The organism is uncultured Desulfobulbus sp. (genome assembly GCF_963662935.2).
Taxonomy (GTDB): Bacteria; Desulfobacterota; Desulfobulbia; order Desulfobulbales; family Desulfobulbaceae; genus Desulfobulbus.
The window spans coordinates 2,163,483-2,187,887 of sequence record NZ_CAXXTL010000002.1 but is presented as its reverse complement, the minus strand read 5'-3'; the positions used below and the strand labels follow the sequence as shown (position 1 = coordinate 2,187,887).

General features: G+C 50.6%; 17 protein-coding genes and 3 pseudogenes. 13 read left to right on the top strand and 7 right to left on the bottom strand.

Translation table 11 applies throughout. The features are described 5' to 3' along the window. The first annotated feature begins 22 nt into the window (after window positions 1-22). Entirely contained in the window at window positions 23-259 is a 237-nt protein-coding gene (locus ACHZCX_RS13990) for a hypothetical protein (RefSeq protein ID WP_319587829.1), read from the top strand. Window positions 260-296: 37 nt separating this feature from the next. Here ACHZCX_RS13990 and ACHZCX_RS13985 read toward each other — a convergent pair whose 3' ends face one another. Both ACHZCX_RS13985 and ACHZCX_RS13980 read right to left on the bottom strand, forming a co-directional pair. Further along, window positions 297-1,076, bottom strand: coding sequence for an enoyl-CoA hydratase-related protein (locus tag ACHZCX_RS13985; protein ID WP_319587828.1), 780 nt, complete (start codon window positions 1,074-1,076; stop codon window positions 297-299). A gap of 226 nt (window positions 1,077-1,302) precedes the next feature. Then, on the bottom strand, window positions 1,303-1,695 hold the full coding sequence (locus ACHZCX_RS13980; protein ID WP_319587827.1) for a hypothetical protein: 393 nt from the start codon (window positions 1,693-1,695) through the stop codon (window positions 1,303-1,305). Between the two features lie 914 nt (window positions 1,696-2,609). Between ACHZCX_RS13980 and ACHZCX_RS13975 the strand changes: the two genes are divergently transcribed. The 3 genes from ACHZCX_RS13975 (at window position 2,610) to ACHZCX_RS13965 (ending at window position 5,197) form a co-directional block, all read left to right on the top strand. Continuing rightward, on the top strand, window positions 2,610-4,337 hold the full coding sequence (locus ACHZCX_RS13975; protein ID WP_319587826.1) for a hypothetical protein: 1,728 nt from the start codon (window positions 2,610-2,612) through the stop codon (window positions 4,335-4,337). 159 nt (window positions 4,338-4,496) lie between these two features. After that, complete coding sequence (locus tag ACHZCX_RS13970; RefSeq protein ID WP_319587825.1) at window positions 4,497-4,787, top strand: transposase; 291 nt, start codon at window positions 4,497-4,499, stop codon at window positions 4,785-4,787. Continuing rightward, complete coding sequence (locus ACHZCX_RS13965; RefSeq protein WP_319587824.1) at window positions 4,784-5,197, top strand: IS3 family transposase; 414 nt, start codon at window positions 4,784-4,786, stop codon at window positions 5,195-5,197. The genes ACHZCX_RS13970 and ACHZCX_RS13965 overlap by 4 nt, the downstream gene beginning before the upstream one ends. A 464-nt stretch (window positions 5,198-5,661) precedes the next feature. On the opposite strand, the gene istB is transcribed toward ACHZCX_RS13965, so the two are convergent. Both istB and istA read right to left on the bottom strand, forming a co-directional pair. Further along, on the bottom strand, window positions 5,662-6,390 hold the full coding sequence (gene istB, locus ACHZCX_RS13960; RefSeq protein WP_319587823.1) for an IS21-like element helper ATPase IstB: 729 nt from the start codon (window positions 6,388-6,390) through the stop codon (window positions 5,662-5,664). Beyond that, window positions 6,377-7,884: pseudogene (istA, locus tag ACHZCX_RS13955) on the bottom strand (IS21 family transposase). The gene istB and the pseudogene istA overlap by 14 nt, the downstream one beginning before the upstream one ends. 62 nt (window positions 7,885-7,946) lie before the next feature. Here istA and ACHZCX_RS13950 point away from each other — a divergent pair. Next, window positions 7,947-9,083: an IS4 family transposase gene (locus ACHZCX_RS13950; protein ID WP_319587822.1), complete on the top strand. Its 1,137-nt coding sequence runs from the start codon at window positions 7,947-7,949 to the stop codon at window positions 9,081-9,083. Between the two features lie 469 nt (window positions 9,084-9,552). On the opposite strand, the pseudogene ACHZCX_RS13945 reads toward ACHZCX_RS13950, so the two are convergent. From ACHZCX_RS13945 to ACHZCX_RS13935, 3 genes and pseudogenes are all read right to left on the bottom strand, one after another. Further along, window positions 9,553-11,120: pseudogene (locus ACHZCX_RS13945) on the bottom strand (type I restriction-modification system subunit M). Window positions 11,121-11,189: 69 nt separating this feature from the next. Beyond that, window positions 11,190-13,291 (bottom strand): annotated as a pseudogene (locus ACHZCX_RS13940) (DUF262 domain-containing protein). 141 nt (window positions 13,292-13,432) lie between these two features. Then, window positions 13,433-14,593: a Fic family protein gene (locus tag ACHZCX_RS13935; RefSeq protein WP_319587820.1), complete on the bottom strand. Its 1,161-nt coding sequence runs from the start codon at window positions 14,591-14,593 to the stop codon at window positions 13,433-13,435. Window positions 14,594-14,899: 306 nt separating this feature from the next. Here ACHZCX_RS13935 and ACHZCX_RS13930 point away from each other — a divergent pair, with 306 nt between their 5' ends. From ACHZCX_RS13930 to ACHZCX_RS13895, 8 genes are all read left to right on the top strand, one after another. Further along, window positions 14,900-16,036, top strand: a complete 1,137-nt coding sequence (locus tag ACHZCX_RS13930) for an IS4 family transposase (RefSeq protein WP_319587819.1) — start codon at window positions 14,900-14,902, stop codon at window positions 16,034-16,036. A 591-nt stretch (window positions 16,037-16,627) separates the two neighbouring features. Further along, window positions 16,628-17,518 carry a GGDEF domain-containing protein gene (locus tag ACHZCX_RS13925; protein WP_319587818.1) on the top strand — a complete coding sequence of 297 codons (891 nt, stop codon included), beginning with the start codon at window positions 16,628-16,630 and terminating at the stop codon, window positions 17,516-17,518. A 6-nt stretch (window positions 17,519-17,524) separates the two neighbouring features. Continuing rightward, window positions 17,525-19,924 carry an ABC transporter substrate-binding protein gene (locus ACHZCX_RS13920; RefSeq protein ID WP_319587817.1) on the top strand — a complete coding sequence of 800 codons (2,400 nt, stop codon included), beginning with the start codon at window positions 17,525-17,527 and terminating at the stop codon, window positions 19,922-19,924. Window positions 19,925-20,269: 345 nt separating this feature from the next. Then, a complete protein-coding gene (locus ACHZCX_RS13915) occupies window positions 20,270-20,557 on the top strand; it encodes an HU family DNA-binding protein (RefSeq protein WP_319587816.1) in 288 nt (95 codons plus the stop codon). A 42-nt stretch (window positions 20,558-20,599) separates the two neighbouring features. Then, on the top strand, window positions 20,600-20,803 hold the full coding sequence (locus ACHZCX_RS13910) for a hypothetical protein (RefSeq protein ID WP_319587815.1): 204 nt from the start codon (window positions 20,600-20,602) through the stop codon (window positions 20,801-20,803). After that, window positions 20,781-21,824, top strand: a complete 1,044-nt coding sequence (locus ACHZCX_RS13905; RefSeq protein WP_319587814.1) for an SEC-C metal-binding domain-containing protein — start codon at window positions 20,781-20,783, stop codon at window positions 21,822-21,824. The genes ACHZCX_RS13910 and ACHZCX_RS13905 overlap by 23 nt, the downstream gene beginning before the upstream one ends. Window positions 21,825-21,892: 68 nt before the next feature. Further along, complete coding sequence (locus ACHZCX_RS13900) at window positions 21,893-22,243, top strand: hypothetical protein (protein ID WP_319587813.1); 351 nt, start codon at window positions 21,893-21,895, stop codon at window positions 22,241-22,243. Window positions 22,244-22,699: 456 nt separating this feature from the next. Further along, complete coding sequence (locus ACHZCX_RS13895) at window positions 22,700-24,259, top strand: class I SAM-dependent DNA methyltransferase (RefSeq protein ID WP_319587812.1); 1,560 nt, start codon at window positions 22,700-22,702, stop codon at window positions 24,257-24,259. Window positions 24,260-24,405: the final 146 nt, after the last annotated feature.

The window sequence follows — 24,405 nt, the reverse complement described above, 5'->3', positions numbered from 1 at the left end:
ATCAATCAATCCGGAAAACATTATGGTAACAATTCAAGGCGATACGGTTATCGTTGACCAACACACCACCAAACTCTTGGGCTATCGCCTGGAAGATACGGTCCGGGCTCCGGCCATCATTGTCTTCGTTGATGAGAACAAACCCCAACTGCTGCCGATACGGCAGAGTGACACCCCGCCGACCCGAGTTCGCTCACTCAATATGGAGGCGGAGATCCAGATCATCACCTACGATGAAATCAACTCGTTCCTCGCGTAACTAGAGCAGAAGATCTCTCCGGACAAAGCGCATAGGGCTATCGTTCCTGCCAGCGCGGTATCCGTTTTTCCAAAAAGGCCTGGACCCCTTCTTTGGCGTCCCGGGTTGTGCAGAGACGAGCAAAGGCTTCGTTCATCAGATCAAACTGCCGGTGATAGTCCATGTCTTCCGAGGTATAAAAAGCCTTCTTGGCAATCTGGACGGCCAGAGGGCTCTTTTTGGCCAAGGTCTCCGCCCAGGTTCTCGCTTCCGTTTCCAAGACCTCTTTGTCCACCACCCGATTGAGTAATCCCAGGGCCTGTGCCTCCGGTGCCTTGATCAGTTCACCATAAAGGAGGAGTTCCAGCGCTTTTTTCCGACCCACGCACCGGGCCACCGGGATGATCGGGCCAACGCAATTCAAGCCCACGTTGATAGCGGTCAACCCCATCTTGGTGTTGGTTGCCGCAATCGCCAGATCAGCAGCTGCAACCAAGCCCATACCATTAGCTGCGGCTACCCCATGGACCTGCGCAATCACCGGTTTCTTCATTCGGGAAATAGCCACCAGCGGCTGCTCCATGTGCTCGATCCACTGCTGATACTCCATGGCGGTTTTGTCAGCCAATTCGGTGATATCGATGCCGGCGCAAAAAGCCTTGCCCGCGCCTTTGATGATCACAACCCGGACCATCGGGTCGGCATCCATGGCCAGCAGGGCAGCGGTGAGCTCCTCAGCCAGCAGACTGTTGAAGGTGTTCAACTGCTCCGGGCGATTCAGGGAAATGACACCGACAAAACCTTCCCCAACTTCAACAATGAGATGCGTGTAGGACATGTTCCCCTCCTAATCAAATTTGAATTGTACGCTGATTCCTTTGGAAAATTGCCTTGGCTGACGAACATGCCCCCCATTACAGCCATGTTTTGCCAACGCCCTCCTTCGGTGCGGAGGCAGATGCAAAACAACCCATCACCCCCTCCAACTGGAATTGTCCGCCTCCATCAGCTCCTCGACGTGATCATGACATATTGCACTGGAAAATCCACTCATGCCTGAATATTCAGTGTTCCGTCATTTGCGCTTTATACAGAATTTCATCTTGATAAATTTCGAGAGAGTCTCCTTTTTGCAGGGGAAATCCTTTGGGCAGTTCCGTCAAAATCACACCGAACACGGTGTCCCCCTCAATGTGCTCTACCTCTAAATCCAAATAGCCGCCATCGGCGCGAACATTTTTCCCGGAGCCTATTCGGAAAAAGACACGGATGGTGATCACATCGCCGATATACAGATTTTGGAGATTGACACCAGGGTAATCAGGAAACTTGTTCGGGTAATAATCCGGCAGCTTCGCGTTCTCTTGGCTGAAAACATGGTAGCCATTTTCAAGGATGTCTTTGAAAAACGGGAAGTTGTCAAGCTTCGACGGAAATTTAATTATATTCGTTTTCATGGCGCACTCGCCGCTGCCTTCAATTAATCGTAACCATTTAATATAACACATCTTTCAAATACCATTTTTTAGAAAAAAAAAGAAGGCAAATTCTCACCGCTCGCTTTCCTGCCTGACATTTTGGACAAAGGCACAAAAAAAGGGTTTCAACCGCAGAACTCCATGAACAGCATGCTTGCACCTACTCTTCCCAAAAGGGGGATTCCCAAGGCAATAATTGGCACCACAATCACGGAAAGAAGCGCGCCCGAGACAAGGGCACCGCCCTCGTTTACAATCAAGCCTGGAAATCAGTAGCGCTCGCAACTGACCCCTATGTGCATACATTTTATATCCATAATATATTCAATTTTTCCTTATTGTCTTTTATTGCTCTATTGAGCATGAATGAAATTGAATATTTTTGTGAAATGAGTGGCCGGTTTCGGTTTTGATATCTTTAACATCGTCAGCCTGAACCCTTGCAAGTTGTGCTGACGGATCAGATCAGAGCCTACAGAATCTCCCGACAGGCTTGGCCTGTGACTCATACTTTTGAAAAACGTTCATTTGAATACCATTCACACTGTCTAGAGTGAAATTCACTATCCAACTGATGTAGGCAATGCAGCGAATAAACCAACAGGAAAAGTGGTCACAACAAATCGAGTACCCAGTCATCCTTGAAATGTCATTAAAATAAGAAGTAGACCTGGAAGTTGAAACAAATCTTGTTTCAAGAAAACCAAACTTCTCGAATTCTGTGCAATATTTTTGGCAAATTACCCCCAAAATTGTCGCATTTTAAATCTGAGAAATTTTGCAACTGATGGCCGGAAGAGGAAGCGAAAAGCTAAGGCTATTCGACGAGAGTTGGGACGGCCTTGCTGGTCTCTCCCTATACTCATCTCACACAACTTTCTATGAGAGGGAATATGAAGCTACAGGTTAAAGGAAGTATCGATAAGGTCGGAGCCACAGAGTTTAACCGTGGAATGTTCAATGCCGGTATTTTTTCAAAAGGGAAGCTTCTGGGAGAGGGCCCACTTGATGAAAATGGTGCCTACAATTTTACCCTTGATGCGGCAGAACTCCCGGTAGGGCTAGAGCTTGCGTTCTACCCCGCATCGGTAAAGGCAGAAGAAGCCGGAACCATGGCGATCAGGCGTTCGGTTCCACAGGCGAGCATAAAAAGTAAAAAAAAGGATCTTTATGAAATTTCGCTCAATGCATCGCTGCCGAAATTCTTCCTCGACGAGGTTATCAGGCGAACCCAAAAATACACAATTCATGGTTCATTATATCTTCAACACCCAACCTACTTCGCCTCATTGGCTGGTTGCAGAATCGATTTTTACGAAGTTGATTCCATTAAAGACCGCATTGATTTTCTTCCAGAACCTGGGCTTCCAAGGTATCCAGAAATTCTGCGGCGCGATGATTTCCTGGGAAGCGCTTATTCCGATGCAACAGGAGCCTATACATTTTCATTCAAGTTCGGAATGCTCTGGAAAAAACCAGGGACGATAGTTGCCCGTGAGGAAGAGTTCAGCCCGTTTAAGCCCAAACTGCCAGGATTGAATCCAACTTTTGATTACAAACCTGATATCAGAGCGCGCTTTTCTCAGTTTATCAATGGCACATGGACAAGAATTTACGAAGCGCCCATGACCGAATTCGACTGGAATATTGGGACGGATTTCCATCGTGATTATATCATCCCTGCCGACTGTGCCGTTATTCCGGGGAGTGCGGGAAGCGCACCTTCAACTGGATTCAGGTTTCACACCATCGGACTCCTGCCGGTTGACACAACGCGGATTGTAGGCGGATATGCCTTCGCCCAGGTCGGCGATCCTTGTGGGACTTTTGCGTGTCATCCATTTTGTGCCACCTTGCGGATCTATGGTCTTTTTGCTGCTTCACATGCGGTTACTTCCTATCTGGTGGAAACGCTTAAGACCGATAACGCAGGAAATGCGCTCGACGGGGAAACCTGGCAACGGTTAGCCGATTCACTCTCTAATTTAAAATGGAACGACACCACGCATCGCTGGGTTGTCGAATCACTTGTCCTGCCCGATGGAAAGTTCCGCAATATCGACATTGAACCTGAAAACATGTGGCTTGAACACTCTTTTAAGGCCGCGTGGAACACGTTTAATTGTGTTGACGGGTATTACAAGCTCCGCATTACCGGGTTTAATGTATCAAATGTACAGGTAGCTCAGCAGGAGATGCCGATGGTACGAATTGACAATAGTAAACCAGATGCCTACCTCGACGTTAGCTCACCTGCGGCAACCACCTGTGGCGATCTCCTGCTGACGTCAGATCGTACAATTACCTTCAGAGTCACGGCGCACCATGCGCAAGGGCACATGAATTATCTCCAGATCTGGGGCAACCGTGGAAGATATGCAGAAACAGCCGGCGAATCAGTCACTGCTCATCGGCCTGATGCAAACGCGATTTGGAACGGTGTTATTAACGAGTTGGAGATATTTACTCTTGCCTTGCGTTCAACCACAACAATCCACTGTGCAACAATGGCGTATGGATTCCACCTTGTCGCCCAGGGTCTTGGCACCAATGGCTACGGGATAAACCTCGAAATGAAACGTGCGTATGGGGAAACCAACCTTATCGTGACGGAAATTTAAAAGGGTTCCCCGCACGAAACGGTGCGTTAAAACAGCTTAACAAATTAAAAATGATGAGTTATTTTAGGTAGATAAAGGCCGGCCAGCCAATAATGAGGTGGTACAGAAAAAGTGGACACAAAGTTAAGAGCGTTCAATCTGCTCTGAGGAGGTGTTCACATGAAAAAAACAGTACGCAGAAAATTCACAGACGAATTCAAGGAAGGGGCCGTCAAACTGGTCACGGAACAAGGATACAAGATTTCCGAAGCGGCCAGGAATCTGGGCATCCATGCCACTCAACTTCGACGGTGGGTTAAAGGGAAATCACCGGATGTACCCCCCGTTACGACCAGCACGGTTCAGTTGCAAGCAGGACTTAAGCAGTTGAGGCGAGAAAATGAGCGTCTTCGAATGGAGCGAGAGATTCTAAAAAAGGCAGCAGCCTTCTTCGCGAAAGAATTGGTTTGAGATTTTCCTTCATCGATATCGAGAAGAAGGCGTTCCCTTTGTTTTTGCTGTGTAAAGTCATGCAGGTGAGCCGTAGCGGTTATTACCACTGGAATAAGCGTGAAACATCGGCCAGGGAGAAGGAGCGATCCCAGCTGATTCCCAGGGTTCGTTCCATTCATCAGGAATCGAAAGCAACGTACGGCAGCCGAAGGATGGCTCAGGAGCTGAATGCTCTTGGGTTTCATTGCGGCAAGCATAAGGCCGGAACTTTGATGAAGCTGGCTGGCGTTGCAGCAAAACAACGGAAAAAGTTCAAGGCCACAACCGATAGCAAGCATACATTTCCTGTCGCCCCTACCCCCCTTTTTTTGTGTGAACATGATGGGGTAGCGTTTCGCGACCTCATTGCATGGGGTCCGGAGTTTTAGGAGCCCCGACTAAGACGAAAGGGGTGCGGCAAAACACCGCACCCTTCAAGCTCCCGGCGGAATCAAGGAGGTTTGGATTATCTCCAGTCACGGCCAGTGCCGCCTCTTTGCAAAGTCAAAACTTCCATCCGCCCAAAGAATCGATCAGATAAGTTTTCACCTTGTTGGGCGAGAACCAGCCCCCCAAAGGGGGGAATACTCCTGAAAATTGAGGAGCCAACGTCAAGGCCACTTGTCGACTTCATGGTCGAGCACAACGCCAAGGTGTCAATCAGCTTTGAAAAATGCCCCCCTTTCAGCGTCCAAAATTGACCCCCTGAAATAATAAAAAAGTGTTTTCATCTTCCCTTGTCTATTGGTCTGGCAACCAAAGGAGCTCAAGCTTTTTTCTGGAGCGAGAATGGGCCAGAGTGTTGCTCGTCGGAGCGGAAGAAAAAAGCTTGAGCGGGTCCCATCCGATGTCTTTATTCTCTGTTTTTGTAGCGGTAGCTCTCGTTACCGGTCTCGATAATATCGCAATGGTGCGTCAGACGATCGAGCAGTGCGGTGGTCATTTTGGCATCGCCAAACACCTGTGACCATTCGCCGAAGCTCAGGTTGGTGGTCACGATGAGCGAGGTCCGTTCATACAGGGTACTGATCAGGTGGAAGAGCAACGCACCCCCAGCCTTGGAAAAAGGGAGATACCCCAATTCATCGAGCACGACGCATTCCACTCTGACGAGACGGCTGGCAAGGACGCCGGATTTGCCCAACTCCTTTTCCCGCTCCAATTGATTGACCAAATCAACGACACTGAAGAAACGTGCCCTTTGCCCCAGCTTGACGCAGTGGGAGGCGATGGCGATGGCCAGGTGGGTCTTGCCGGTTCCGGTACCGCCGATCAAAATCAGGTTCCTGGCTTGCCGGAGAAAGCCGCCGCCGTACACGTCCCGGATCAAGGGCTCGTTGACCGGGGAATCGGTGAAACGGAAGCTGTCCAGATCCTTGGAGACCGGGAAACGGGCAGATCCCATCTGATAGCGGATGGACCTGGCCCTCCTCTCGGCAGCCTCGGCCTGGCACAGGTGGCCAAGGATCTCCTGAGCAGTCAACTGCCGCCGGATGCCTTGGGTGACTATTTCGTCAAAGGCACCGGCCATGCCATAGAGTTTCAACGCCTTGAGTTGGTCGATGAGTTCATGGCGCTGCATGACCCACCTCCTGCCGCAGCGCATCGTACCGAGCGCAGTCGGCAACCGGCTCTTCCTTCAGGCAGAGGCGCTCCGGAGTTGAGATCGGATCCACAGCCGGCGGGTCCAGGTCCCGAGCAATCAGGTTGAGGATCACTTCCCCGCGAACCGTGGCATCCACCAAGGCTTTGCGGCATGCCCGTTCAACCACCGCAAGCCCATGGGTTCGGGCAGCGCAGAGAAGGGCGACAAACTCCCGGTCGCCGCCAGCACAGGCAAGCAACCTTCGTTGAACCTGCTGCAGGCTGGAAGGCAGTTCCCAGTCCTTGAATGGAGCACCGTCGCGCAGGGCCCCGGGCTTGTGCTCAAGAATGCCGAGATAGTGCCAGGGATCATAGATTGTCTTGTCCCGGCCAAATTGCCGGATATGCTCGCCAACCACCTCGCCGTTCTTGATCACTCGAATCAGACCGGCGCTGGCCCGGACTGTGGCCGTCTGGCCAGCCACCTTGCTCTCCGCGCTGTAGTGATTGCGGTCATAACTGACCAACCCGGTTCGGGAAACCCGGCACTCCTTTTCTGCATACCCGTCAAAGGGAGAACTGGCCGCCACCAGGCTGGCTTGCTCTTCCTCGAACACCTCCCATATGGTCCGCTCTTTCTCCTCGGGATGAGGGCGCTTCTGGCTGATCGTTCGGCACTGATCGGCAAGCCAGGCGTTGAGTTCCTCAAAACCCTTGAACCGGGGACGGGGAGTGAACAACCATTCCCGGATGCTCTTCACCTGGCGCTCAACCTGCCCCTTTTCCCAACCGGAACCAGGCGTGCAGGCCACGGGCTCCACCAGATAGTGGCTGCAAACTGCAAAAACCGGCGGTTGAACACTCGCGCCTTGCCTGGGAGCACTTGGTCCACTGCGGTCGGCATGTTGTCGTAAATCCCCCGCCGGCAACTGCCTCCAAAAAAGGCAAAGGCACGGTTATGGGCATCGAGCACCATCTCCATGCTCTCGCGGGGGTAAGCCACCACAAAAAAATGCCGGCTCCGGCATAACCGGAAATGGGCCACCTTCGCCTTCTGCACCACCCCGTCAAAAACGACCCATTCATGGCTCCAGTCAAACTGGTAGGCCTCGCCAGGACCAAAACTCAAGGGGATAAATCCAGCCCCCGAACCTCGTCCATTCTCCTCGCGCCACTTCTTCACAAAACGCTGGATGCTGTCATATCCCCCGCCATACCCCTCGGCTTGCAGCAATTCCATGAGCCGGCGGCTTGTCAGGCGGCGTTTCTTCGGCCGTGCCCAATCAACCTCAAGCAGCGCTTCCAGACGTCTTCTATGCTCGCCAAGGCGAGGCTGCGGTTGAACAGTGCGCTGGTACCGGTGTTCGGTTGCGCCACTCCGGATCACTTTCCGCACCGTGTTCCGTGACAGCCGCAACAATCGGCTGATCTCCTTAAGACTCTTTCCGTCGACCACGGCTGTCTCATAAATGATCAATAAAAAGAGGCTCAGAGAGCTCTTTGGGGTATAATGATTTTGCGAAAAAGATCATACAAACCAAGGAGATCCGAGCCATGGCCCATAGCGATACCGCGCTGAAGCAACTGATTGCACTTGTACCGAGATATGAATTCGATGCTCTTGCCAAAGTACATCATGCAGGACAGAAGTTCCGCTCCTACAACCGGTGGAGTCAGTTCCTGGCTCTGCTGATCGGGCAGATGTCCGGCAGAAGAAGTCTCCGGGACATCACCGATAACCTGAAGGCGCAAGATCAACGTCTCTATCACCTCGGCATGAAAAAAACTTCCAAAGCGACACTGGCACGGGTGAATGCCGAACAGCCTGCCACCCTCTATCAGACGCTCTTCACCCGACTGTTGAGCCGATGCCAACTGGCTGCTCCCAAACACAAGTTTTCCTTCCAGGGCAAACTCTACCTCTTGGACACCACGGTGATCAATCTCTGCCTGTCCGTGTTTCCATGGGCCGAGTTTCGGCAGAAAAAAGGGGCCATCAAGTTGCACATGGGGCTGGATGCCGATGGCTTTATCCCCGCGTTCATGGACATGACCAGCGGCAAGGTGCATGAGATCAACTGGGCCAAAACCCTTACCCTTCCCAAGGGATCCTTTGTCTGCTTTGATCGCGGCTTCACCGATTACGCATGGTATAATGACCTGACCATAAATTCTATTTTCTTTGTCACCCGCCTGAAAAGCAACGCCGATGTCGAATACCTGCTCAAACGGGCTGGACGTAAAAGCCCCGGCATCACCAATGACCAGTCCATCCGGCTCAAGGGCGTCAAGGAGCCGCTTCGCTTGGTCGCGTACACCGATGCGGAAACCGGTGTCGAATATCGCTTTGTCACCAATGCCCACCACCTGAAAGCCAAGGAGATCGCAGCTATTTATAAGGAGCGCTGGCAGATCGAGCTGTTCTTCAAGTGGATCAAGCAGAATCTGAAGATCAAAACTTTTCTGGGAACATCCAGCAACGCAGTGTTGACCCAGGTGTGGATAGCCCTATGCGTGTACCTCTTGGTCGCTTATCTCAATTTTAAAGCAAAATTGAGTAGTTCCATGCAGCAGATCCTCCGGGTGCTGCAGCTCAACCTCTTCACCAAGAGGAATTTAATCGAACTTTTTAAACCAACCGTTGCTCAACGTACTGTTTCTCCGCAGATTTTATTGTGGGAAAATCTATAAGACAGCAATAGTGTCGGCTGGTGCTTGTACTGGAAAATTAAGAAAATCCTCGCGACTAAGGCCTAACGTAGTAGTCCCCGTTCCACGCGCACGACAGTACTCTCGATACAGCGGGGTTCTCAAAAGCCAATAAATGTAACTTTTAGAAATAGGTTTCCCATTAAAGTCTAATTTCACCGTGTCCTGGGTAAGCCGACCTAGCTTGATATCTACTGGAACACGAGCAACAGAACCTAGTAAATCTCCAGACTGGGTAACATCTTTGAGTGACACATAAATTTCACCGGATTTGAGAGTGATTTTTTATGGAGATTCTCCGCCGTATGTTTTGAATGAACCTCTCCGAAAACCACCATTCGGCTGAATTGATGCCAATCCAAGCAGAACAGGGCCAGGTAGGTCAAGCAACTTGCCTTTGTACGTGGTTCCTCGCTGCAAACAGACAAAATCACGAAGGGTCAATGATGATTCAGAACTCATACCCCAGCCCCCCCAACTTCTGGCGTATCAGTTGATCCAGTTCCGCACCTTTTGCCATTTGCTCGCCCAGTGTTTCGGTGAGTTTTAGCAATTTCTCGGCAAAACCAACGTCATCATCTTCAATGGCTTCCGCGCCGACATAGCGACCAGGTGTGAGGACGTGGCCATGTTCGGCAATTTCTGCCAAAGTGACGCTTCTGCAGTAGCCTGCGACATCGATATAGTCCTCACTTGGCGTGCTCTCGCCTCGCCAGGCGGCAACGGTACTGGCGATCATTGAGATGACTTCATCGGTAAACTCGCATTGTACGCGGCTGATCATGCTACCGAGCTTGCGGGCATCGATGAACAAAACTTCACCTTGCCTTGCGCGCTTTTCCTTAACCAAGAACCACAGGCAGGCCGGGATTTGGGTGTTGAAGAACAGTTGACCGGGCAGCGCTATCATGACCTCGACTTTATCAGCATCGACCATGGCACGGCGGATGTCGCCTTCGCTGTTCTGACTTGACGACATGGAGCCATTGGCGAGCACGATACCCGCCCTGCCCGTGGGCTTGAGGTGGTGTAGCATGTGTTGCAGCCAGGCGTAGTTGGATTGCCCTGTGGCGGCGTGCCATAGACCCAACGTGGGTCGCCCTCCAGACTGCCATGCCACCAATCGGAAATATTGAAGGGAGGATTAGCGAGCACAAAATCGGCACGCAGATCAGGGTGCTGATTGCGCACGAAGGTATCGGCGGGTTCTTTGCCCAGATTGAAATCGATGCCGCGAATGGCAAGGTTCATAGCCGCCAGTCGCCATGTGGTGGGGTTGGCTTCTTGGCCATAGATGGAAACATCGCCAATCTTGCCGCCGTGGGCCTCGACAAATCTTTCCGACTGCACAAACATACCACCAGAGCCACAGCAGGGGTCATAGACTTGTCCATGGTGTGGTGCGAGCACCGCGACCAATGTTTTGACAATAGAGGCGGGCGTGCAGAACTGCCCACCGCGCTTGCCTTCTGCGCTGGCGAATTGGCCGAGGAAATATTCATAGACCTGGCCAAGCAGATCGCGGGCATGATTTTTGGCCGTGTCGCTCGATTCACCGAAGCCAATTTGCGATACGAGGTCGACTAGTTCACCTAGTTTGCCATCTGGCAGTTGCACGCGGGCATAGCGTTTGTCGAGAATGCCCTTGAGCTTGGGATTTTCGGTTTCGATCAAGGACAGGGCATCATCGATACGCTTGCCGATGTCGGCCTGCTTGGCCTGGGCGCGCAAGCTTTCCCAACGTGCCGTTTCAGGTACCCAGAACACATTGACTTCTTTGTAGTAGTCGCGGTCTTCTAGCTCTTCGGCCAGCAAAGCGGGAGTCGAATCTGGTAGGAAGTAGTCGTCGTCCGCATCGGCAAAGCGATGCATCAGCTCCTCACGGCGGGTCTGGAATGTGTCAGAGATGTATTTAACGAAAATGAGGCCGAGAACGATGTGCTTATATTCGGCGGCATCCATATTTGCACGCAGCTTGTCAGCGGTTGCCCAGAGTGTTTTTTTAATATCTTCAATCATGCGAAGGTCTAGTATCAAAGGTTGAGCACGATCCAGATTAGATCGTGATGTTCACTTTTTTAAAGTTCCTCAAGCCCCGCCCCCGTCACCCATCTGGCGCTCGAAGGACTGACGCACAAGGCCCATGATGTAGGGCAGCTCGTCAATCGATTTGAGTTCTACCTCAACGTCGCCGTTTCCCCAGCGGCCAAGGCCCGTGACATCCTTGCAGTTGCCTTTGGGATCGTTGATCTCGGGGAAAGGCATGTTAAGGCTCAACCTCAGTCGTTTAGTTTGTGGCACGGCATCCACAAAGTTTGTCTCGGCTTTATAGGCCACATACAGTTTCAAAAATTCCTCGTTCACACAGGGATCGAGAGCGAGCACTTCCTTGCGGAAAGCCTCGAACACATCCCGCAAGCCGTTAGCGGAAAGGTAGGGATGATCGTCGATGGTGTAGTCACCGGCAGCTTTTTCCTTTACCGGCTGATAGGTTTTCAAAGTCGCGTCATCAAGTTTGGGGGAGCCCCAGACCGTGATAGCCTGATCGGCAAGCCGACTGGCGCGTTCCTGTATGGCTGTTTCATCCCATGTTTCCAGCAGCCCCAGCCCCGCGTTGAGCTTGAGCGGGCTTTCCTTAAAGCCACCGCTCATGTCACGTTTCTCGGCAAAGGGACGGTCGCTATATTCGGCGTTGTAGCCTGTAAGGGTAAGATTACCGAGTGTATGCAGCCATTGTTGCTGCACCCGTTCCCATTCCGTGCCTAATGCCTGTCTCCATGCCGCCGAGAGATTGGGGTTTTGTGGGAGGATATGTTCGATTGTGTATTCATCAACAGCTACGCGTTCCTTGCGTCCGGAGTTTTCCAGTCGTCGTAACCAGTAGCTCCGGCTTCTAAAATTGTAGAGATCGCGGGTGTGCAGATCGCGGCGGAACTCGTCATCACTCGGGAACCGGCGATAAGAAGGCAACAGAAGGAAGTGTGCCTTGATGCTTTCAAGGTAGCGATCCTTTTTCAGCGCCTTGCCAAAGGTGGCAAAGGTTTTGTTCATCGAGTTGGTAGGGATGGTGCAGATGGCGCGGCGGAACACATACGTCTCGATCATTCGTACCGAAGCGGTGAAGTCAGCAGCGCTAAGGAGGTTGTTCGCGTAGTCGTTATACAACTCAAGCAGGAAGGGGGTAGGCTACCTCAACTTTCAGTTCGCGGAGATCATGGAAAGCTAGTTTAAGGATGGCGTCTTTTTCTGCCCCTAGCGCCATGGCGCAAAAGTAACGGGCGAAGTCACGGATGTCCTTAACGAGATTTTGGATTCCGGCCTCGATGACTGGTTTTGTGCGGGAGTAGTCTTTGAAGGCTTCGTACACGTCCCGCTCACGCGGGATGTCACCCGTTCTGACGGTGAGGTAGTGGCGCATAAAACTGTCAAATTGGGTGCCATAAGCCTCTTGTCCGAAAGCCTGCTCCATTGGCCGCCAAAAGTCTTCGTAAAGACTGTTCTGGAGGGCTGACTCAAGGCCCATAAGAATGAAGTTGCGGATGAGATCGGCTTGGCTCAATTCCTTGCCGGTAGAGTTCATGCTCTCAAAGATGAGCTGAGGGTTATCTTGATCGCGGCTGAGGGCAACGTCCACGACAATCAGCTTAGCAAGGCCGAGACAGATTGGAGCGAGGTCGCCCTTTTGGTCTGCTAAAAGAGTGGTGAACAATTCGAAGTTATGCGTAATCCGCAACGAGGGTTCCTTGGGCTCTTCACTGTTTCTGATGATTGCCTTGAGGGAAGCGCTGTCGGTCTGCGAGAGTAGCAATTTGAAAAAGCGATCTTCCTTTCCGTGGCGGTTGGTCAGGTAGTGCTCGCGTAGTGCTGTGGCGGAAAACCCATCCACGGGCTCGCTGTCTCCCAGTGCGCGAGCCAAGGCTTCTATCAGCAACGATACCGTTGCAAGGCGTTGCTGGCCATCAATGACGAGCAGCGGGGCATGAAGGCTGACCGTTGATAACCCCTGCTCCACATACACGATAGAGCCGACAAAATGAACCGTGATAGCGTCGTTCGAGCCTGCGCGTAAAACATCACTCCAGAGTTGGAGGCATTGTTTCTCGGTCCAAGAATGTGCGCTGATAGATCGGGATGATGAATTGTGGGGCCTTCTGCAGAAAGCTCAGCAGCTTGGCTTCGGTCGCTTTCACTTTGACTCTCCTTCCAAAAGATCTTCCAAACACAAGTAATAAGGTCGGTGGAGAATACTACTCTCCATAATTTTGAACAGGCAAAACCTTTTTTTGTTTCGGTTTTTAAACGCTGGATCAAAGAGAACCGGCGTGGCTTGGTTATGTGGCAGGATACAGCCTTGGGAACCACCTCTCAACCGCATCAATCGGGAAAGCCAGCACGAGGGGCGCGCGGGAGCTTTCGGATTTCAGGTAGCCTTTTTTGGTGAGATCGGAAACAACATTGCGGGCCATGCGCTCACCATAGCCAGTGATTTCTGGGGTGCGGCCACGCGGCACTTCGCCAGCCAGCACGGCTTCGCGAAGGATGAGAAAGGAACCTTTGGGCAGTTTTCCGGCCTGCATCTCCTCCTCGACATGCAAGCGCATCCGGCGCAAAAGGTCGTTTGGTTCCAGCAGCGAGGCCATGAACTCAACTTGGTCAATGCAGATGGTCATGAAAAACGCGCAGAAAGCTGTGAGGGCTTGTGTCGACAACGTCCCGCGTCCATCAAGATCGCCACGCCTTGGTTCATCAGCGGCCATCAGCAAAGCTTTATACTCCTGAACATTCCGCGCCAATCCCCGCGCCGCAGACCACAAGCTGCTTCCTACGCCGCAACGTAGAAGCGAGGCATGCGACATTAAGCGCGTCACGCGCCCGTTGCCGTCATAAAAGGGGTGAATCCACAGTAACCGGTGATGCGCCGCACCAAGGGCTATGATCTGGCGAACGCGAGATAGCTTGTCTGTGCTGTAGGCTTCTTCAAATCTTTTCAAGAAACGGGGCAACCCTTCGGCTTCCGGCGGAATATGCCTACCAACTTGTACCCACCCTTTTCTCAGTTCTCCCGCAACAATGCGCAGACGTTCGCCAGTGTCCGGATTCTCGACCCAAAGGAGCTCCTCCGGTAGCCTGCGGCAAAACTCACGGTGCAGCCAAGTAATGTATTCAGTGCTGGTTGTCTCGATTTGCAAATCTAAGCGATGATCGATGAGCCGTTGCACCTCGATATGGGCCACGGCTTCATGCTGAAGCGCCCTTTTCTGTGGATCAGCCGAATAATCGGCATGGGCCAGAGCGCGGTCAATGTCGCGGGGGTGAGTGTCGTGCCCTTCAATGAGGTTGGAATAATAACAGTTCATCGAGCGCACAAGGTCGCCCACACCCAACCGAACAGTCGGGGGTAATTGGCTTGCCAGTCCCGAGGCCTTTGTGGCCAGATCAATGGCAAGGTCCTCTAGTTTGCGCTCACCGTCAAGTGGGAGCATCGGTTCCATTAATCCTATGCTTTCTATCGCTGCCATCGCGCCCCTTTACCAATTGCCGGAATGCTTATTCATTTTATCAACTATATATCAATTAGTTGAAATCGCAACTCATAAGATTATTGCCGGTTAAATTGCCGGTTCATGCCCTAGAGAGTGTATGAATTGCAGAAAGCGAGAACATCGACCACTAAGGTATACGGAGAATATAACGGCTCACTGCTGTCTCATAAATGATCAATAAAAAGAGGCTCAGAGAGCTCTTTGGGGTATAATGATTTTGCGAAAAAGATCATACAAACCAAGGAGATCCGAGCCATGGCCCATAGCGATACCGCGCTGAAGCAACTGATTGCACTTGTACCGAGATATGAATTCGATGCTCTTGCCAAAGTACATCATGCGGGACAGAAGTTCCGCTCCTACAACCGGTGGAGTCAGTTCTTGGCTCTGCTGATCGGGCAGATGTCCGGCAGAAGAAGTCTCCGGGATATCACCGACAACCTGAAGGCGCAAGATCAACGTCTCTATCACCTCGGCATGAAAAAAACTTCCAAAGCGACACTGGCACGGGTGAATGCCGAACAGCCTGCCACCCTCTATCAGACGCTCTTCACCCGACTGTTGAGCCGATGCCAACTGGCTGCTCCCAAACACAAGTTTTCCTTCCAGGGCAAACTCTACCTCTTGGACACCACGGTGATCAATCTCTGCCTGTCCGTGTTTCCATGGGCCGAGTTTCGGCAGAAAAAAGGGGCCATCAAGTTGCACATGGGGCTGGATGCCGATGGCTTTATCCCCGCGTTCATGGACATGACCAGCGGCAAGGTGCATGAGATCAACTGGGCCAAAACCCTCAAACTTCCCAAGGGATCCTTTGTCTGCTTTGATCGCGGCTTCACCGATTACGCATGGTATAATGACCTGACCATAAACTCCATTTTCTTTGTCACCCGCCTGAAAAGCAACGCCGATGTCGAATACCTGCTCAAACGGGCTGGACGTAAAAGCCCCGGCATCACCAATGACCAGTCCATCCGGCTCAAGGGCGTCAAGGAGCCGCTTCGCTTGGTCGCGTACACCGATGCGGAAACCGGTGTCGAATATCGCTTTGTCACCAATGCCCACCACCTGAAAGCCAAGGAGATCGCAGCTATTTATAAGGAGCGCTGGCAGATCGAGCTGTTCTTCAAGTGGATCAAGCAGAATCTGAAGATCAAAACTTTTCTGGGAACATCCAGCAACGCAGTGTTGACCCAGGTGTGGATAGCCCTATGCGTGTACCTCTTGGTCGCTTATCTCAATTTTAAAGCAAAATTGAGTAGTTCCATGCAGCAGATCCTCCGGGTGCTGCAGCTCAACCTCTTCACCAAGAGGAATTTAATCGAACTTTTTAAACCAACCGTTGCTCAACGTACTGTTTCTCCGCAGATTTTATTGTGGGAAAATCTATAAGACAGCAATGGGTCTTACTCATGACGTATCCTTTTTTGTTGGAATTAAGTTTTGGCGAACTCATTTCAACAGGATACGTCATTTGTTTTTTATGGCTCCCTCAAACACCACTTTCGATCATAACTCGTGGCCCGGAGTCGCGCCAACTACAGGTGTCATAGATAAAACCCGGTTGTTTTTCGATACGGTTCAAGATAGTCTTAATGTGCATCCTGTCTGAGCTAAGCTGAGGAGTTTTTGGAAGAAACTTTCCCCGGCAAGGTAAGACAGGATGCTTTTTCTGAAAACCCGCAACAGGACATTGGCAATAGCATGGAGCCCCGACTCTATCAAGGCCAAGCCCTGCGGGTGTGCGCTGTGCGCACAGCCTTGACAGAGCCGAGCCTCCACGCTCATCCTGAAAGTGGCAAGGGTGACGGGGCGGCAGGCGCCCCACACCTTCACCTCCGGCGGGGCTCAGGTTCTGGGGCTTATTTTCAAAGAGCTACCCACAAATTCTGCGGACGAGGCGTATTATTAAATAATACCATCACGTCGCCTCGGCCAACCGTTTCCTGCACTTTAGCTCGCTCTATGCAATGAGAGGTACTTGTGAAATCAAAATCTAAAGATTTGAAGAAGAAAATATCCGCCAAGAGAGCTTCCCTTGGACGCGTGCTAAAAACAAACGAGAAAATCAAAGAAACTCTCAAGAAAGCTGCCAGTGAACTCACATTGGTAAATGAAGTTCTAAATCAAGATAAAGTCCCTGTTCAGGTTATGAAACAGGCCCTCACTCAAAATGAAGACGTTGAACAGAAGGTTGAGAAAGCCGCAGGCGATTTGAAATTGGTTAACGTCAAACTCGCCAAAGAAATGACTGAGCGGATAGCCATAGAATCCGAACTCGCCAATACGAAGACCGACTTGGCCGAAGTGCGCGACGATTTGTTGAAATCCCAGGTGAAAGAGGAAGAAGCTCAACAAATTGCGCTTCAGGACGCACTCACTGGCCTTCCGAACCGAGTGTCATTTGAACAGAGGCTAGACCACGGATTAATCCAGGCAAAACGGCACGGTTGGGGACTCGCCGTCCTCTTTATTGATATCGACAAATTCAAGAGTATTAACGACTCTTATGGTCATGACCTGGGGGACAAGGTGCTGGTGATGGTGGCAAATCGTTTACAGTCTTCTGTCCGCGATGAAGACATGGTCAGTCGCTGGGGAGGAGACGAATTTGTGTGCCTGTTGTTGGAAGTCAAGCAAGAAGCCGAGGTGACTAGCCTTGCAGAGAAAATGATAAATCGGATTGCTGAAGCCTGCGATTTTAAGGGGACTGTACTTTCTATAAAAGCCAGTATCGGTATTGCCATATATCCTGCAGATGGAGAAACGGCTGACATTCTATTCAAAAATGCGGATACAGCAATGTATAAGGCCAAGGGAACAGAAACTCGAGTTGTGCTGTTTCGAGATTCTGGCGAGCGAAGAGCAGGCTGACAATGCATGCACTGGGATACCCGCCTATGGGTAAACCTACCATCTTGGCAAACAGTTGCAAAAGTGATAACCACAAAGCAATTTAAAAAACGTGATTGGAATGCAGTGGAGCTTATGGCTGGCGGGATATTAGAGGTGTTGCCACACGTAACTCTCCTTGCTGACTATAAATTCATTGGTTCCCCTTATTCCATGCGAATATCCCTTACCGCTCTTGTCTTCCTTGCTCATTTTCTTCTGATAGTCTCACCGGCCCAAGCATTCGATTCCGTAACCTTGCAACTGAGACGGACACACAGCTTTCAGTTTGCAGGCTACTATGCGGCCCGAGAACTCGGCTATTACCGGGATGCGGGCCTGGAAGTCACCATCATGGAGGCTAAGCCGAATCAGAATGTTGTCGATGAAGTGACTTCGGGAAAAGCTCAGTTCGGTGTGGGGACGAGCCAACTGCTCCTCGAAAGGCAGAAAGGTGCATCTGTGGTGGCACTGGCAGTTATTTTCCAACACTCTCCCTACGTCCTGGCAACCCGAGGCGGCGAGAACGGCATTCATACTGTTCACGATCTGGCAGGGAAGCGGGTCATGGTGGGACCTCATGGCGCTGAACTGCTAGCCTATCTCCAACGCGAAGGTATCCCCCTTGATCGCATCACAAAACAAGATCAAACCTTCAATATTCAAGATCTGATCAATGGTAACACTGACGCGCTGGCGAGCTATGTGGGCAACGAGCCCTTTGCCCTCCAACAGGCGGGATTCGAGTATTTACTTTTCAGTCCTCGGATGGGCGGAATCGATTTCTACGGTGACAACCTTTTCACCTCCGAAAAGGAATTGCATGACAACTTAAATAGAGTCAAAGCTTTTCGTCAGGCCAGCCTGCGTGGCTGGGAGTATGCAGTTGCACATCCGGAGGAGGTTGTCCGGATGATTCTGGATAAGTATTCAACCGCGAGGTCTATTGAAGCGCTGCGATTTGACGCGACCGAGACAATTACGCTTATCAAGGCCAATCAGGTTCAGATAGGCTACATGTATCCCGGCCGTTGGCAACATATGGCCGAGGTCTATGCCGAACTCGGCATGCTGCCAGCGGATTTCGAATTGGGTGGATTTCTCTATGACCCCACTCCAGCGGCCAATCAGCGTAATCTGTACATCTATCTCGCCGTTACGCTGGCCTGCCTTTTCATTGTTATCTGGGTATCGCTGTACATCATTCGTGCCAACCGTCGGCGATTGCGGAGCAGTCAAAGCGAGCTTGTTGCCAGCGAAACCCTCTTCCAAACGCTCACGGATTCATCCGCAGCCGGTATCCTTGTATTACGCGATGGATGTTTTTTGTTCGTTAATCCGGCGATGAGTACCATCACTGGGTATTCAAATGAAGAATTACTAGGGATGAACGCGTTGGATATAATTGAGCTCGAACCGCGAAATGACGCTATTGAGCGCACAGCAGCCAATCCGCTGGGTGAATCGGTTGCCAAAACCGAGTACAGGCTGTTGACCAAAGAAGGTTCATTGCGGTGGGTAAAGAGTTTGTCCGCCAAAGTGATATTTCATGGTGAACCTGCCGAACTCTCTACTTTGATTGACATCACAGATCGCAAGCTGGCGGAAGAACAACTGCTCGAAAGCGAAATGGATCTTAAGAACGCGCAACAGCTCGGCGGTATTGGCAACTGGCGTTTCGAAACTGCTACCAGCCAGTCCTACTGGTCAGATGAAATATTCAGAATTTTTGAGATCGACCCAAAGCAATTCAATGCCTCGCCTGAAAAATTCTTTGAACTGGTTTATCCGGAAGACCGTGATATGACCGTCCAAGCCTTCAATACATTGCGTAAAAGCCGCATTCCTTATGATTTAAAGCATCGTTTGCTTATGCCCGATGGGCGAGTAAAGATTATCCGTAATTTGGGTCAGGTCAGCACGGCTGAATTTGGCACCCCTTTGCGTTTAAAAGGGATCATTCAGGATATTACCGAAAGCGAACTCGCACAGGAGAAGCGTTTTTTGCAGCTTTTCGATGCAGCCCCTATCCCTTTGATTTGGATCGTTAAGAAAAATGGGGAGTTGGTTTTCGAGTACTTCAATCGCAGTTTTAAAGAAACATACGGCTACAGCATCAACGAAGTGAAAACCCTGGATGACTTTCGGGCCCTGGTATTTACCGATCAGGAGCAACTCGCCCGTTCCGTGGCCTGCTGGCAAACCGCCTTCGAAAATCCCGATCGCATCAAAGGTGCCATTCGGGCGGTGGAAGAAGAGTATGTGTGCAAAAACGGCAAACGTCTGACAATGCTTCTGTCTGTCGGTCGCATTGGTGAGGACAACTGGTTAGCCGCACACGTCGATATCACCGCTCGAAAAAAGGCCGAAGAGGCACTGGGAATTTAAAGCACCTCGAGTAACCCGTTAGGGTGGCCAAGGTGCACCCAACCTTCTAATATTATTTTAAAACGACCATAAAAAGGAGTACGCGGTCAATTGAGGGAGAGGGCGTACCGTTTTGCCAACCTCTCCTCCCCTGCCCCACCAGCCAGCCAATACCACCGATTCCACCAAGCCCACCGAATTGCCGAGGTAGGCCCTAGTAAATCAGGGCTTGTAATATTTACCTACTTCCTGTTTGCGTTGATTTTCTGATTTTCCTTCTCTTGGGAAAGAAATCAGGTTATTTTATATCTGTTTGATTTAATATAATTAAATATTTCATAGTTATCAAAATCTCCGAGGCGCCTTATGAAAAAATCAGAATTGATAGAAGCACTCGCTCAAGATCAAGGCCTGCCTACCAAAACAGCTGCATCCATTGTCAATACGATTCTGGATACAATGATCGAGACGCTAGTGCGAGGCGACAATATCGAACTGCGCGGTTTCGGAAGCTTCACAGTGAAGGATTATGAAACGTATACCGGAAGAAATCCCAAGACTGGCGCTCCGATATTGGTAAAGCCTAAAAAATTGCCTTTTTTTAAAGTCGGCAAGGAACTGCGAGAGTCGATAGATGCAAACCGAGAGAAATGACTTCTTGATTACTGAGGAACAACAGCCTGCCGGAGGTTACAGATGAAGATAAAAGTCATTCATCAATGGAGAGATTGGTTATTGGAAGGTGTCGGTGGCGGCCAGTATTCGTTTATTAAAAGAGACGATAAAACCGTTGTTCGCTCCATTGTGGCAAAAAGTGACATGGATGCCGAAAACCAATGTCAGAGCATCATTAAAGCAACGAAAAATATGGAAAATATTGAATTCATCGGTGAGCGTTGATGCTTTGAAAGTAAATAGAAACGACCCATGTCCCTGTGGCAGCGGTATAAAGTTCAAGAAGTGCTGTATGGATAAAAAGAACCTCGATCCGCTGCAGGATTTGAAGGAAGACATCCATAATCTAATCGGTGGTCAGCAGTTTGGATCGATGGAAGAACTGCAGGCTGTGCTCAGCGATTTCAACCGGCAAAAAAACTCAACGCCGATTGAAGATTTCCACGGTCTCTCTTCCGAGCAAATGCACCGATTTCTTCATTTTCCCTTTGAGTCACCGGATCTCGTCAGGTATTCCGACCAAATAGCAACGGAACCTGAAAGTAAGGCTGCCCTCCTTCTTTCCAGCCTGGTGGAAAGGATTGGCGAGGATGGCGTGAAATTGACTGCCAAAAAGAACCTGAGCCTGAAACTTTGCCAGGAGATTGCCGCTCGTTATCTTGAACACTATGATGACCGATACTTACCCTCGATCAAAATACGGTCAGAGGAACACTTTGAGGGGCTGAACGCCATCCGGCTCACGGCCCAACTTGGCGGTCTGTTCCGCGTAACCAAAGGCAGACTGTTCCTGACCAATAAATGCAATAAAGCCTTTGATTCAGGAGGGATGAAAAAACTCTACCCTCTGCTTTTCAATGCCTATACCCGTAAATTCAATTGGGGTTTTCTTGATGGGTATGAATCGCTGGGAATTATTCAGCAATCCTTCCTCTTCACGCTCTATCTGCTGCATATATACGGAACCGATTGGCGACCAGCTGCACATTATGCGGATTGCTTCATCCAGGCTTTCCCCTTATCCCTGAAGGATGTAGAAGAAAAAATCAATGAAAAGCCGGAAGAAACCTTTCGCCGTATTTATATCCTACGCTCGCTTGAGCGGTTTGCTGATTTCTTCGGATTAGTTGAGCTCAAATCGGTTTCTGATACACCCTACAAGCGCGAGTATCAGGTTCGCGCGACAGGTCTCCTTGATGCCTTACTGCGATTTGAAATAGGTAGTGCCATTCAGTTTTCTCGGTAAATTCTCGACGCTGAAAATCACCTCCAACGCCACCCACACAAGAATTATTTGAGTATTTACTGACAGATATGACAAAGAAAGCCTTCGCGGCAAAGATGAACTTATATGATGAAAAATACGGAGGATTTGCGGCCTTATTCTGTAAAACTCCACCCGAAGAATACGGTAACGTCATTGAATATCTCAATATGCTTCAGACGCTAGAAATCGATTTCCCAGGCATACTGTCTGAACCGATTGAAGAAGACAAGGAATCGGAGCTAAATGATTTTAGTTCTGGAATTGGGCTTTTGGAAAAGATGGACGAATATAAGGAATTGCTCAAGGTGTACGTGGACATTCCCGCTTCTCAGAGATCCGAGGCTTTGAGAATGCTAACAGCGGTCGATAAAATAATAGCCGAAAAGAAAATAGATTAAATAAAGTAATACGTTACACTGAATCTCTGATTCTTTCCCGGGAGAGGGTGTGCCATTTTGTCAGCCTTCCCTTCCCCGCCAGCCAATCAATTCCACCAAGTCCACCAAACCCACCCTATTTCACATATAGATCTGATTTGTGTGAAGTGCCCCCGAGATATAGCCAGCGTTACCACAGGCACCACATTGTGGCCCGGTAATTACCCCTATGAATTTTAATCATTTCAAATGATTGCCGAATCAAAGACTGGGTGGTAGTAAAAACTAGGTCACTTCATTTACGAGCCAAATCTACCCCCTCAAGTTGTGGAAACTTTCTATAGGTAGCCTGTAAGAATGATTTGAAACCCAACAGGAGCACGTTGATTATATTCGATTTCCGGCTATCATTCGTTAATGCATGATCAAATCAAGAATCAGAACATTGAGCAACTTAAAGAATTTTAAGGAATATTAATGGCCAAGAAAGAAGTAGCCTCGAAAAACGAGAAAGGCTTTGAAGAGTCCCTATGGGATTCAGCCAACAGGTTGCGGGGTAGTGTTGAGTCTTCCGAATACAAGCATGTTGTCTTGAGTTTGATCTTTCTCAAGTTCGTCTCCGACAAGTTCGAGGAGCGGCGGGCGGAACTGATCGCCGAGGGCAAGGAAAAATACACCGACATGGTGGAGTTCTACACCATGAAGAATATTTTTTATCTGCCGGAGACCTCGCGCTGGAGCCATATTCAGCAATACGCCAAGCAGGACGACATCGCCATCCGGATCGACTCGGCCCTGACGGCTGTGGAAAAAAGCAATGTCTCGCTCAAGGGCGCTTTGCCGGACAACTATTTCTCCCGCCTTGGCCTAGACGGCAGCAAGCTCTCGGCCCTGATCGATGCGATCAACAACATCGACACCGTGGCGGATGCGGAGGAAGACACGGTTGGCCGGGTGTACGAGTATTTCCTCGGCAAGTTTGCCGCCTCCGAGGGCAAGCTGGGGGGTGAGTTCTATACGCCCAAGTGCGTGGTCAACCTGATCGCGGAAATGATCGAGCCCTACAAGGGCAAGATCTACGACCCCTGCTGCGGCTCGGGTGGCATGTTCGTGCAGTCTCTCAAGTTTGTCCGGAGCCACCACGGCAACACCAAGGACATCTCGGTCTACGGCCAGGAGTACACCGCCACCACCTACAAGCTAGCCAAGATGAACCTGGCGGTGCGCGGGCTCTCGGCCAACCTCGGCGAGGTCCCGGCGGACAGCTTCTTCAAGGACCAGCACCCCGATTTGAAGGCCGACTACATCATGGCCAATCCGCCCTTCAACATGAAGGACTGGCGGGCCGCCAACGAGTTGGTTCACGACCCTCGCTGGAGCGGCTACGAGACCCCGCCCACCGGCAATGCCAACTACGCATGGATTCTCCACATGGTGTCCAAGCTCTCCGAGCATGGCGTGGCCGGTTTTGTGCTCGCCAACGGCTCGATGTCGACCAACACCACCGGCGAAGGCACGATCCGTCAGAAACTGGTGGAGAACGACCTGGTGGACTGCATGATTGCCCTGCCGGGCCAACTTTTCTACACCACCCAGATACCGGTCTGCCTCTGGTTCCTGAGCAAATCCAAGAAGGCTGACAGCGAACGCGGCTACCGCAACCGTGAGGGCGAGACCCTTTTTATTGATGCTCGTAAAATGGGCTCGATGATCAGTCGCACCCAAAAGGAACTCGACGCCGACGACATTGCCACCATTGCCAGGAGCTACCACGCCTGGCGCGGCGAGGCCAAGGACGGAGTGTATGAAGATCAAGCTGGGTATTGCAAGTCGGCCACGCTCGATGAGATGCGCAAACACGATTTCGTGCTCACCCCTGGGCGGTATGTGGGCGCGGCAGACGTTGAGGACGACGGCATTCCCTTTGAGACCAAGATGACCGAGATGAGCCAGGCGCTTTATAGGCAGATGGAGGAATCGGCAAGACTTGATGTGGTGATTCGGAAGAACTTGGAGGGATTGGGTTATGGGGAGTGATTGGAAAGAATACAGCCTTACTGATTTGTACAGAGTGAGTTCTGGTCTTTCTAAACCTGCTAAAGACTTTGGCGAAGGGTATCCATTCTTATCCTTCAAGGATGTATTTTATAACTTCTTCCTACCCGACGGGCTTACTGAGTTGG